We start from the raw sequence: 12638 nt of genomic DNA, 5'->3' as shown, positions 1-12638 counted from the left end.
CATCAAGGCACGATGGATTTGTGAGCAGGCGCATCAGCAGTTGAAGGAGGAGCTTGGACTTGATCACTTCGAAGGGCGATCATGGCAGGGCCTCCATCGCCACGCCTTGATGACAATGATTGCCTACGCCTTCCTGCAGCATCGTCGCCTCGCATACGCGAGGCGGAAAAAAAAGAATCAACGGGCCTCCGCCTCAGCCAACCATGCCCGCCGTACGTCACGCCATCGTCGATCTCATGCTTCGGCCGCCGCCTCAACGGTGCCCGTACTGCCGAAAACAAATCCTTGAAAGACAGTGGCGCAAACACATTCTGCCAAAGTAGTGCTAGGCATGGGAGCTTCCGTTGTGCGCCCCTGCTATTCACGTCGTGAATGCGTTCAATCAGAACAATCTATTTTACCGATTGCATCGAGCGCTGCTAGTCAGGGCGCCGGCTGAAGATTGGGGCATATCGGGTCGCGAAAATTGATTGTCCATTGCCGGGGCGATTAGTGACGCTTCCGCTCTTTGCGCGCTTTGACCTCTCAATAGAGAAGCCGACGTTGCATGACGGCGAGCTGCTGGCATGCATCAACCCAGAACCCGCGTGCCAGGACGATGCGTGAGGCAGCTATGACTGTGACAATGTACGGATCTAGGAAAGCGCTGCCGGTAAATGCCCCCAGAGGGGTCAATCGAACGTTTTTGGCGCAACCATTTCGATTTTTAGCCGTTCCTCTGTACATCTTAGTCAGATATTTTTTGTTCCTCAGAATAAAGACTGATCCACGTCGGAAATTTGTCAGAGCAGAGTCCGTTGCAGCCGGTGCCGATTGCGACCGCTGCAATTCCCGTGTGCGGCACCTCAAGCAAAGCATCGAACTGCTAATCGAAGAAGTCGCAAGACTGACCTGTGAAAACTGGGGCTCTCGTCAGACGAATAAACTGCTCAGTGAGCTTACAAGAGAACTGGTAACTGCGCGGCTTGAAGCCTGCCACAACCGAGACGCGCAAAACGGCGCGCTCATGGGGTCCGGAACAGCGCAGAATGTTCGGGAACGCAGCGCGGTTTACTATCCAGAGCAGCTCTCAGACCTCGGACAAATTTTCGATGAAGCAGTCGCTGCACTACCGGAAGAGATGCAAACGCCTGCCAGTCGAACAGAGATCGCCAAACTGATTTTGGGACGCACAGGCCCGAGCGAAATCGAATTGCGCTCGCTCATCAAGTTGATAGTGGCAGTTGCCACTGCCGTTTAGCGGAGTGTTCGTTCGAATTCCCTGAAAAGGGAAATGTTGCCGTGACTGGCCGCGTGCAAGTCTGTGGGTGTGTGTCCCAGGAAATCGAAATTGAGGCCGACGAAGAGACATCAAGGGCCATTTCGGTTGCAAACGCTCGAGTGCTGATGCCTGGAACTCGGCTCACGTTGGTGGCTCGACCAGCCAAAAACTCTCGGCTCTGATTGCGACGCCTCATTCGCAGATCCCGTCTGCAAACAACGGTCCAGGATGCGGCGCCAACTACATGGATGCTCCTTCTACTTTGATAGCTGCTTGGGCACCCAGTTTGTGTCACCAGGAAAGAAGGCGTTGAGCGACCACTGCTTGGCTTCCATTTGAGTCAACTGATGAGAATACGGCTCACGCGCTTTCGGGTTGGCTCCAATGCCGGTTGAATTAAATTCGGCGTAATAGGCCGTCTTCAGAGACTCGCTGTTTCGGGGGTCCCACTCGCGCCACCCGCTCGCAATCACCGGGGCATCCATCTTGGTCGATAAGAAAACGACCGTCGCATAGGAGCGCCAGGGGCGACCAAGGGCGATTGCGCCTGCAGCGGGATCGGCGGTCAGGATGCAATGATCGAAAACATAGGCGCTATCCTCATCCTGCGATGCCCTGCTCTGTGCGGTATAGACTACCGATTGGTTGGCAATACCGTGCAACTCGCAGCCATGGAAGTAGGCCTTTGCGTTGCCGAAAATGAAATCGACATGTCCCTGGATGTAGCAGTCTGCGAAGTATTGACGCGCCATACGCCCGTTCGGCCCCTTATTGGCAAACAATGTATCCTGCGCGCCGAGTAGCCTGACCCGGGTAATCACGTCCTTGTCTCCGGTAATGGCTAGCGCCACGGCCTGAGACGGTAGATGAGCCGGATTTTGAGAGTAGTCGTTCTGAATGGTCAGATTGTCCAGACGAAAGTCATCACCCGACGCCGTCAGGGTCGCAGAACGAAGGGTACCCCCAACATTGATCGCGCCGTCGCCATAGACAACAACCGTATCATCAGGCCTCTTCCCGGCCCCTCTGATATGGATGCCTGCCTTGGTGACTTTGACCTTCTCGCGATAGATGCCCGGAGCGACGAGAATATCGCCGCTCCCGATTGGCAGCGCATCGATCGCCGCCTGTATAGTGTGAAAAGCGTTGCTTTCGAATTGAGAGACCAGAATTGGCTCGGCATGCGCTGCGCATAGCTGGAGGTACCCCGCGAGAGCGGTAACGGAAATCTGAAGTCGTGACATGGCCGTCTCAATTCTTCCGGGGATTCTTGCACCAGTCTTGCGATTGCGCCTGCAAAATCTGGGGCGCACCGTCCGCCAACTTCATCAGTGAACTGACATTTGGCATTACAGTGTTCCTCAGCACTCCACAGTCCTTACTCACGGGCCGAATCCCGCTCCCAGAGCGTCATCCGCTTGGGCTTTGGCCTCGTCCTCGAGAACGGTTATCGCACTGAGTGTTGTCTCCTCATAACTCGTGAAACCTAACATGCCGCTGCGCTTTTGGCTTTTGATCGACAAGCGAGCGAGCCCAGCTCTGCTCTTGCCCTTCTTCATACCAATCGAGCCTAACAGAGGGCGATATGCGATCTACAGGGCGTTTTTGTGCAAATGATGATCTAGCCGTTTTCTGGACAGGCCTGGCGCGGTGTAATTGTGCTGGCGCCTGCCTTACAGCTGAGAGACCAACATTCAGACCGCACGAGGCGGCCAAACGAGTGAGGGGCGCGCTGTTTGACTTGCGCCGAAGGCGAGCTGTCCGCCAGGCAGACGCATCCGTGCGACGATTAAAGAGCTGGATGGCGGAGTAGCGCACCGCATGGAGGGAGGCCAATCGCTCACCTCAGCGTGAGTTCATGGCCATAAAGCCATTTACCCCGATCACCCACCACCCGTAGGATTTGCGGAGCCTCTCAACTTGGAAGCCACTCGCAGCTTGGAAGAGGGTGGATAGATATGACCTCACCTTTTACGCCAGTGGGGGCTCAGCGGATAGTAGTGGTGGGATGCAGCTAAGGCCGTTGGGACGAAAATGCCCAAAAAAGAAAGCGGTGCGCTGCTGGTGCCAACAACCGTTGATCGCCTTTGAGAGTGGGCCAAGCGATTTTCGTCTGAAAGTGAACGCAGCTGATGTTTGGAAGTCGCCAAGGTATTGTTTAGATTGAGATACGTCGCCCAGAGCGGCCGTTCGCATCGCTTGCATCACGTTGGCCTAAATCCTGCTTCAACGTCCTTGAAGGGAATGGGATTGACTTGGTGTTCAGCCGAAAAGAGACGTGAGCCTTGTACAGCTTCCCCGACCAGACTGTCGAAGAATACATGACCAGGACGCCGAAAACCGTGAGGCGTGACTGCACCCTGCGCCAGCTCGGCGATCTCTTTGCAAAGGATGATTTCAACGCCTATCCCGTTGAGGACCGGTCGCAAGTGATCGGCGTAGTCTCAAAAGTGGATTTTTTGGCCAGCTTTGTTTTCACGCCCCCTCACATCATGCCACGTTATGACGATCTGATGAACTTGAGGGTTTCGAGCGTGATGACTCCGGAGTTTATCTACGTTGGTACAAGGACGAAGTTGACGCGGGTGCTTGAGCTCATGGTCAATCATAGGATCAGAAGCATGCCGGTGATCGAGCGCGACCAGCGCCTTGCCGGCATGATCTCCCGCACCGACGTGTTGCGGGCGTTGAATTGGTCGGCCCGCAGCTGGAGCTAACCGCTGCAGGAGGGCGTCGTCGTAAGGAAAGCCGACAATGTGTTCATCGCGAGCCCCCAAATGCCTGACCCACGGCGAAGCCGGATTGACGTTGTTCTTTGCTGCAGCGGCTTTTCTGTGCCTGATTGCTGCCGCCAAAGCGGTCGATGGGCCCTTCGCCTTCCATGCGTCAATGGGTGCAGTCGCGAGCGTCACCGCGGTGTTCATCATCCTCAACCGCTATTTTGATCGGCCCGCCGAACCGCCGCCGCAGGAGATAAACGGCCGTCCGAACTACAATCTGGGCCCGATCAAGTTCACAACCTTCATGGCGATGTTCTGGGGCATCGCCGGCTTCCTCGTCGGCCTCATCATCGCATCGCAGCTCGCCTGGCCCTCGCTCAACCTCGAGCCGTGGCTGAACTTTGGCCGTCTTCGCCCGCTCCACACGTCGGCAGTGATCTTCGCCTTCGGCGGCAACGTGTTGATCGCCAGCTCCTTTTATGTGGTGCAGAAAACCTGCCGCGCCCGGCTCGCGGGCGATCTCGCGCCCTGGTTCGTCGTACTCGGCTACAACTTCTTCATTCTGATTGCCGGTACTGGCTATCTGCTCGGCGTCACGCAGAGCAAAGAATACGCTGAGCCGGAATGGTATGCGGACCTGTGGCTGACCATCGTCTGGGTCGCCTATCTGCTGGTGTTCCTGGTCACGGTCATCAAGCGCAAGGAGCCGCATATCTACGTTGCCAACTGGTTCTATCTCGCCTTCATCATCACCATCGCGGCGCTGCATCTCGGTAACAATCTCGCGTTGCCGGTGTCGATCGTGGGCTCGAAGTCCTATGTCGCCTGGGCCGGCGTGCAGGACGCCATGTTCCAGTGGTGGTACGGCCATAACGCGGTCGGCTTCTTCCTGACCGCAGGCTTCCTCGCCATCATGTACTACTTCATCCCAAAGCGCGCGGATCGGCCGGTCTATTCCTACCGGCTCTCCATCGTGCATTTCTGGGCGTTGATCTTCCTTTATATTTGGGCCGGCCCGCATCACCTGCACTACACGGCGCTGCCCGATTGGGCGCAGACGCTCGGCATGACCTTCTCGATCATGCTGTGGATGCCCTCCTGGGGCGGTATGATCAACGGCTTGATGACGCTCTCGGGCGCCTGGGACAAGCTGCGTACGGACCCGGTGTTGCGCATGCTGGTCGTATCGGTCGCCTTCTATGGCATGTCGACTTTCGAGGGTCCGATGATGTCGGTGAAGGCGGTGAACTCGCTCAGTCACTACACCGACTGGACCATCGGTCACGTCCACTCGGGCGCACTAGGTTGGGTCGGCTTCGTCTCCTTTGGCGCTATCTACTGCCTGGTGCCTTTGTTGTGGAACCGCAAGGGCCTCTATAGCCTCAAGCTCGTCAACTGGCATTTCTGGACCGCAACACTCGGCATCGTCCTCTACATCTCCGCGATGTGGGTGTCGGGGATCCTGCAGGGTCTGATGTGGCGGGCCTATACCTCGCTCGGCTTTCTCGAATACTCATTCATCGAGACCGTCGAGGCGATGCATCCCTTCTACATCATCCGTGCCGCGGGCGGCGCGCTGTTCCTGATCGGCGCGCTGATCATGGCCTATAATCTAGGGATGACCGTACGCCTCGGCGAGGCTGAAGTGCAGCGGCCGTCGAACCTGAAGGTTGCCAAATGAGGAGTTCGTTCAGGTGTTCCGGAGACTCGACCTCAAAAGTCAACCATCATGCTTCTCGGCGTGCTGAGGTGATCGCGATCGTGAGGCCGTTCGAGGGCGTTCACCCATTGGGCGCGCAGCCATGACCTTCATCAGCCAACCGGATCAAGCTCCAGGATCTATTTGATGAAATCCTCATCATCAAGCTGCGATTATGAGGAGCTCGATCACCGCATTCTCCAGCTATTCCACAGAGCGCGTGCCGCTAATGCGAGGAGCTTGACGGAGCGGCGCTTTTGCAGATAGTCGAGCGCGTCGTGGTTCTCCGGGCTGCACCTTGGCCCGATCTGGCGATATTTCCAACGACGACGATCGGATCGTTCCCGCAGACAGTGCATGTTCGCAATGCCCGGGCCGCCCATGCCAAGTGAACATTGAATGACGCGCAATATGAGGAGCTTTTGAAAGAAGAAACTGCGCGAGCAGTGTGCTGGCAAGAAGAGATCGGGCTCGACGTGCTCGTGCATGGTGAGTTTGAACGCAACGACATGGTGCAATGTTTCGGTGAGCAGCTGTCCGGCTTCAGGTTCACCAAATGCGGTTGGGTTCAATCTTATGGCTCGCGCTACGTCCGGCCGCCCATATTGTTTGGAGACGTGTCTCGGCCGAAGCCGATAACCGTCGAGTGGTGGCGCTATTCTCAATCGCTGACCAAAAAGCCGGTTGAGGCGATGCTAACAGGACCCGTGACGATCCTAAACTGGTCGTTCGTCCGCGACGACATCTCTCGCAAGGAAGTCTGCCGGCAGATCGCACTGGCTATTCGGGACGAGGTGCTCGACGTTGAGAAGGCGGGCGCCGCCATGATCCAGATCGATGAGGCCGCCCTGCGGGAAGGACTGCCGCTGCGCAAATCGCAGTGGAAGGGCTATCTGGATTGGGCGGTGGACAGTTTCCGCATTTGCTCGTCGGGCGTTGCCGACGAAACCCAGATTCACACCCACATGTGCTATTACGAGTTCAACGACATCATCGATGCGATCGCAGCGATGGATGCCGACGTCATCTCGATCGAAACGTCTCGGTCGAAGATGGCGTTGCTTGATGCTTTCAGAGCATACAAATACCCGATTGCGGCCTGAAAACACGCCAATGGGAGGAGGTGCGTCCCGCACTGGCGAACATGGTTGCCGCCGCCCGTCGATTGCGGGCTATCTTGACCCCGCAGACATAGCGCGGAGCCGAGTTCGTGCGGCATGATTGCGCTTCTCAAGTTGTGCGCTCTATGCTGTCAGCTAGGCACTCGCTTGATCGGCGCTGATACTGGGCAAAGCTCGGGGAGCATCCGCAGCAGAATGATAAGGCGGCCGAGCCTGATACAGCGCCGCACGTGCGCAGGTATGATTCGGTTGTACGTTGAGTAGTGTGCATCTAGGTTTGGGGCCGAGATCACAGACGGCCAAGCTGAGCGTGACATCCAAGGCTCTGCACCCGTATGATGGAACGAGTGTCTCAAAGGATGCGCGATCACGGCCGAGCTTCAACGATCTGATAAGGAGCCCAGCAGTATGCGCAATCGACGTCACTTGCGATCTCGGCGGGCGACAGCATGGGCAGGGCATGCCCGATCGCGCCGACCCCGTCAGAAGAATTCGAGCCCAGGGATACATGCCGATGACTCGGGCGTCGGCAATCTCCCGATATACCTTAGCGATGCATCATCAAGGTAGATCTGCCAGGGCAGGCGTTTACCTCTGCACCATGATGAGTTAACGCGGCATGAGCTCGCGTCTGGCTTAAGCACCACGTTGATGATCCGAGCTCACGATAGAAGTGATCCACTCCTCAGTTCGACGCGACTAGGTCCGTGCCGTCCGCCACAGCCATAACAAGTCGTACAGGCTTCCAGCATCGTCCGGACGGCGAGACGCGCTAAGGTAGTCGGGTTCGTCTCACCGGCTGCCGCCAAGGTTAGAATCTTTTCAGCAAGGCACGCCTTCAATGACGAACTGCACCGTGCTTCTGGTACCATCTGCACAGCATCTTCCAGGACCGCTCTCAAGAAAGCAGATTGACTGGCGCGCAAGGATTTTCGAGAGATCATGTGGGCTAATTCACGAAAAAGATGGAACCTACCCTTTTGTCGTTCGGCCTGCTCAGCCGGTCTATCCGGAAACAAAAGTCGATCAAGCTCGCCATCCCGACAGTCGATTTCGTTGCGCGAGCAGGGAAGTCACCGTTGCAGACCATCACACCGACGAATACAACAAATGTGCTTAGGTCATGTGACGCCGAGCCGTCGCAGTAAACTATTTTGACTTAATCCCCAGCCGTTCAAGTTGATGCGGCACGGAACGCGTCCGCTAGCGAAAAGTTGTAAGTGTTGCTTGGAAGATTACCGTGCATGCTAAGCAGCGCTGGAACGGCATGGCCAACGTTCTTAACGCAACCGATTGAGCTTCAGACGTTCCGCTCCTCGGCAAATTGCGCTTAGTGTTGCATTGGCGATTGCCCGGCCGCGGTTGTCGATGCCAGTCCATTGCGCCAACGGGCCGCGCGTATCAACCTCTAAGAGCTTGACTCCCGAAGGAACCTCGGTGCCATCACGTACGATGCCGCGCAGCGTACCATCGAGCGGCGCCGCTACCGGCACGCCCGACAAATGACCGATTACAAGACCTTTGTAGATCGGTGTGCCGATTGCGGCCGATGTCTGCCAGCGGCCGGCGATGTTTGAATAGACAAAGCGCTCTGCGCCGATGTCGCCCAGCCGGCTTGCAACTCCATCGGGGGCCTCGGTCCAACTGTCCTGGTCGGCGAGGCCGATCTTGCCCGGTCGGGTTTCGATCGCCACATCACAGTTTGAGCTTGCGGAAAAGCCGGGACCGACGCCGATTGACAGTGCCGCGAGGCGCCGCAGATCGGGGCTGATAGCGCGCTTGTGCAGACGCGCGTCGATGAGTACGTCAATAGGAGCAATTGGGAGCAGGTCGAGAAGACCGAGCCGAGACACAAGAACGGACGCTCTCCTGCTGGAATGCCCGCGAGCCGCTTTCAGGACTTGGATCCTATCGTCAACTCGTTCACCCAGGATCTCTTCGATCTGGGCGCTGCCGGCAAAGAGCGCGTCATGGAAGGCCATCTTTCGACGAAGCACGGGTCGATCTGGATCATACGAGAGCAACACACAATCCCCGGCGCGCGCGAGCTGGACGGCAATAGCGGACGCAATCTCGTTCGTGCCGAGAATGATATCGAAGCGCCTTTTTCGGCCATCAATTCCCAAAGACATTTGAGCCAACTCGCCTCATAATTGCGTGCTGTACTTGACATCCCGCAAAGCCTTCCCCCGTCAGGTTGCGATCGCAGCAAGAGACGGGCCAAATGAGCGCGTTCGGCAGGGCGGGCAGTCACTTCGATTCGGTCAGATTGGCGGTGCTGTCGCCCGTTGTGGTCACTGCGATGCCGAAGGCGCAAGTTGTCGATCCCGATCCTGCAGGGGACGAAGTTGAGAGGGTCCTAGGGGCAGTGCTTCATCCCGCTGTATGGTTGGGTACATGAAAGCGGTACTTGCTCGGATGAGGCTATCTTTGGCGTGAGGCACATCGGGACAGCGTGTCGAACACGACACGTGTTGGCCGACGACACCTTGCAAGATGAAAAAGCAACCGGCTTGTGCAGGCGCAGCCTCTGGCACGAGCCTTGAATGGAAGAGGCGGTTCCGCATCATTCTCAAGGAAGTGAACTGTATGGCTTACAAGATAATTGCGTCCCAGTGCACCGTCTGTGGCGCATGTGAATTCGAATGCCCGAACGCAGCAATCAGCCTCAAGAACGACATTTATATAATTGACCCGAAGAAGTGTACCCAATGCGAGGGGCAATCCGAGACGCCGCGATGCGCCGATGTCTGCCCAGTGCCGGACACGTGCGTGCAGGCATAAGGAGCGCCAAGAAAAAGGCGAGGGGTCCTAGCCGGATTGAAGGAGATACCTGCTGCCGGCGCCGCCTTTCTAGTTCACCGCGTGATTTGGGCGATTGTCGGATGCCGAGCTTACGAGCTGACCCCTCGCATTTCGCGAGAAAGCAGACAAGGGGCCCCTGACCTGAGATAGCAGCATTTTTCCTGGAGAGAGCGGAAGAGAAAGGCAAAATGATCAGGCGGGCGCTGCCGTCCGACCAGACCGAAGCCGACAACAAGCCGGAGCTGGAGATCTTGAGCTGCGCCTTGTGCCGCAATGTTGAGCGCAGTCTCAGTCTCCTTTCTGCGGGCCGCGCGGCCTACTCCAGAAGGAGGTGCAGGCGCGCTCCTGATACAGGCCTGGCTGGGGAAGCCGTCGCGCAGATGGCCGGGGACAACCTGCGCGGCTTGCTCGCCAGTCAGGCCGAGCGGCGAATGGAGGTGTGGCGATGAGCAACATCCGCCTGTTCTAAAGCGTGCTTACCATCTGATGCGCGTGCGCGAGGAGTTTCCGCGTGTCTACGGCACTGCCTGGTCCATCTTGATAATGCCGCTTAGGCCCAGAAACCGAGAGCGGTGCTCGATGAGTAAAGCAGGTCTATGCCAGCGAGTGTACCAATGTGCATCGCAGCCTACATTCCCTCGCCAATGGCGCGACCCAGGCCTATGAGGGTACGCGCAGGCGAAGGTGGCGCAGCACGTACAATGCCCGCCCAGTCAGGAAATCATCTTCGCCCGCAACCTCACCGATCCAACCAAGCTCGACTCCGAGCGCGAGCCAAATATCGGCGAGAGCGAGAGGGGCGTGCGCTCGATCATGGAGCACGATTCTAGCATCGTGCCGTGGCATTTCCGTAAGGAGCGCCATGGCGCGATGATCAAAGGAACGGTGTCGATGTGGTAGCATTGCGTCCTCGAGGAGTTCGAGAATCTTCTGACGCCCGCACCGAGCCGATCGCGATCGCCCAGACGTCGAATGCGCTCGGTACCGCAGCTCTTATTTCCCGCTTGCCCAGCCCCCGGAGGACGCTCTCCTGGCACTCGACGGTAGCAGCCTGGTCGAAACGCGGATTTAGACACAGCCGATGTCTTGCCCGCATTGGTGACGAGGTGAGGGCGCCCCGGCGGCACGGAAAAGGTTTGTCCGCGCGCAAGGTGAACATGCTCCTTCGGGTTCTGCAGGAAGATCTGCAGTATGGTCGGCTGCCACAGGTCCTGGAGGATCAACGTAAGCGCCAGTTCTCGCACCGCGGTCATGTCCGCTAGCATCAGGGCAAAATGATCGGGCGGGCCGCGTCGTCGTTTAGTTGCTGACAGACCAGGCGAGACGTTTTCCCGAGGCGGTCGGATGTCAGGTTTGCAACAACAGCCCCTCTGGGCCCGCGGTGGCGCGCTATCTGCTTCCGAATGCTCTCATTTTTGTGCGCTGACCCTGCTGGCATGCTCGTTGCAAAACTGCCGGGCGAAGGCCGTCATCGATAGCGGCAAACCTTTGAGGACATGAGAATGAGTCTCGCCAAAGCCCAGAGCATCGCGGAAATCAAGGCCCGGAACAAAGAGCTGATCCAGGAGGTGCTAAAGGTCTATCCGGAGAAGACGGCGAAACGGCGCGCCAAGCACCTCAACGTTCACGAGGCCGGCAAGTCGGATTGCGGAGTGAAGTCCAATATCAAATCTATTCCGGGGGTGATGACGATCCGCGGCTGTGCCTACGCCGGCTCCAAGGGTGTGGTCTGGGGACCAATCAAGGACATGATCCATATCAGCCATGGCCCGGTCGGTTGTGGACAGTACTCGTGGGGCTCGCGGCGCAATTACTACACGGGCGTGACCGGCATTGATAGCTTCGTGACGTTTCAGTTCACCTCCGACTTTCAGGAAAAGGATATTGTTTTCGGCGGCGACAAGAAGCTCGTAAAACTGATTGACGAGGTCCAGGAGCTGTTCCCTCTGAACAATGGCATTACTATCCAATCCGAATGCCCGATCGGTCTGATCGGCGACGACATCGAGGCTGTATCTCGAGCAAAATCGAAAGAATATGGCGGCAAGACCATTGTGCCAGTCCGCTGCGAGGGCTTCCGCGGCGTATCACAGTCGCTAGGCCACCACATTGCCAACGATGCTGTGCGCGATTGGATATTCGACAGGCTCACGCCAGAGAATAAGCCTAGGTTTGAACCGACACCATACGACGTTGCAATCATCGGTGACTACAATATCGGCGGCGACGCATGGTCGTCCCGAATCTTGCTGGAGGAAATGGGGCTTCGCGTAATCGCGCAGTGGTCGGGTGATGGCTCCCTGGCCGAACTCGAGGCCACGCCAAAGGCGAAGCTGAACGTGCTGCACTGTTACCGCTCCATGAACTACATTTCGCGTCACATGGAAGAGAAGTTCGGTATTCCCTGGTGCGAATACAACTTCTTCGGGCCAAGCAAGATCGTGGAATCACTGCGCAAGATCGCGGGGTATTTCGACGACAAGATTAAGGAAGGCGCCGAGCGGGTAATCGCGAAGTACCAGCCGCTTGTGGACTCGGTGATCGCAAAATATCGCCCGCGGTTGGAGGGCAAGAGTGTGATGCTGTACGTAGGCGGACTTCGTCCCCGGCACGTGATCGGTGCGTATGAAGACCTCGGTATGGAGGTGGTCGGGACTGGCTACGAGTTCGCGCATAACGATGACTATCAACGAACCGCACAACATTACGTGAAGGATGGCACGCTGATCTACGACGACGTCACTGGATACGAGTTCGAGCACTTCGTCGAAAAAATCCGGCCGGACCTGGTCGGCTCGGGCATCAAGGAAAAATACGTGTTCCAGAAGATGGGTGTGCCATTCCGGCAGATGCACTCTTGGGATTATTCGGGGCCTTATCACGGCTACGACGGCTTTGCGATCTTTGCCCGCGACATGGACATGGCCATCAACTCACCCATCTGGAAAAAGACCAAGGCGCCCTGGAAGGATGTCGCCAAGCCGAGGCTCTTGGCTGCGGAATAACTCGCCGGTGCTCTGCCGAGAGGCGAG

At 57.3% G+C, this 12638-nt stretch carries 8 protein-coding genes and 2 pseudogenes; 8 read left to right on the top strand and 2 right to left on the bottom strand.

Annotated features, from left to right (window positions below; genetic code table 11):
* Both F758_RS48565 and F758_RS50185 read left to right on the top strand, forming a co-directional pair.
* Positions 1 to 289 (top strand): annotated as a pseudogene (locus tag F758_RS48565) (IS701 family transposase); the annotation flags it as partial.
* A 324-nt stretch (positions 290 to 613) separates the two neighbouring features.
* Positions 614 to 1240 carry a hypothetical protein gene (locus F758_RS50185; protein ID WP_157450315.1) on the top strand — a complete coding sequence of 209 codons (627 nt, stop codon included), beginning with the start codon at positions 614 to 616 and terminating at the stop codon, positions 1238 to 1240.
* A gap of 278 nt (positions 1241 to 1518) precedes the next feature.
* On the opposite strand, the gene F758_RS0135335 is transcribed toward F758_RS50185, so the two are convergent.
* Positions 1519 to 2505: a pectinesterase family protein gene (locus tag F758_RS0135335; RefSeq protein WP_024512282.1), complete on the bottom strand. Its 987-nt coding sequence runs from the start codon at positions 2503 to 2505 to the stop codon at positions 1519 to 1521.
* Positions 2506 to 3546: 1041 nt separating this feature from the next.
* On the opposite strand from F758_RS0135335, the gene F758_RS0135325 reads away from it, so the two are divergent.
* The 3 genes and pseudogenes from F758_RS0135325 to F758_RS45270 form a co-directional block, all read left to right on the top strand.
* Positions 3547 to 3978 (top strand): CBS domain-containing protein, encoded by a 432-nt coding sequence (locus tag F758_RS0135325; RefSeq protein WP_024512281.1) that lies wholly within the window; start codon positions 3547 to 3549, stop codon positions 3976 to 3978.
* Between the two features lie 37 nt (positions 3979 to 4015).
* Positions 4016 to 5662, top strand: a complete 1647-nt coding sequence (gene ccoN / locus F758_RS0135320) for a cytochrome-c oxidase, cbb3-type subunit I (protein ID WP_024512280.1) — start codon at positions 4016 to 4018, stop codon at positions 5660 to 5662.
* A gap of 326 nt (positions 5663 to 5988) precedes the next feature.
* Positions 5989 to 6875 (top strand): annotated as a pseudogene (locus F758_RS45270) (5-methyltetrahydropteroyltriglutamate--homocysteine S-methyltransferase); the annotation flags it as partial.
* Between the two features lie 1206 nt (positions 6876 to 8081).
* Here the strand turns inward: F758_RS45270 and F758_RS0135310 are convergent.
* Positions 8082 to 8933, bottom strand: a complete 852-nt coding sequence (locus F758_RS0135310; protein ID WP_024512278.1) for a xanthine dehydrogenase — start codon at positions 8931 to 8933, stop codon at positions 8082 to 8084.
* 457 nt (positions 8934 to 9390) lie between these two features.
* Between F758_RS0135310 and F758_RS48555 the strand changes: the two genes are divergently transcribed.
* The 3 genes from F758_RS48555 (at position 9391) to nifD (ending at position 12611) form a co-directional block, all read left to right on the top strand.
* Positions 9391 to 9585: a 4Fe-4S binding protein gene (locus F758_RS48555; protein WP_084305908.1), complete on the top strand. Its 195-nt coding sequence runs from the start codon at positions 9391 to 9393 to the stop codon at positions 9583 to 9585.
* A 705-nt stretch (positions 9586 to 10290) separates the two neighbouring features.
* A complete protein-coding gene (locus F758_RS46810; protein WP_024512276.1) occupies positions 10291 to 10506 on the top strand; it encodes a hypothetical protein in 216 nt (71 codons plus the stop codon).
* A gap of 602 nt (positions 10507 to 11108) precedes the next feature.
* A complete protein-coding gene (nifD, locus tag F758_RS0135290; RefSeq protein WP_024512275.1) occupies positions 11109 to 12611 on the top strand; it encodes a nitrogenase molybdenum-iron protein alpha chain in 1503 nt (500 codons plus the stop codon).
* Positions 12612 to 12638 lie beyond the last annotated feature (27 nt).

Source organism: Bradyrhizobium sp. ARR65, assembly GCF_000472385.1.
Taxonomy (GTDB): Bacteria; Pseudomonadota; Alphaproteobacteria; order Rhizobiales; family Xanthobacteraceae; genus Bradyrhizobium.
The sequence above is the reverse complement of the archived record's forward strand: the minus strand, read 5'-3'. Positions and strand labels throughout refer to the sequence as shown.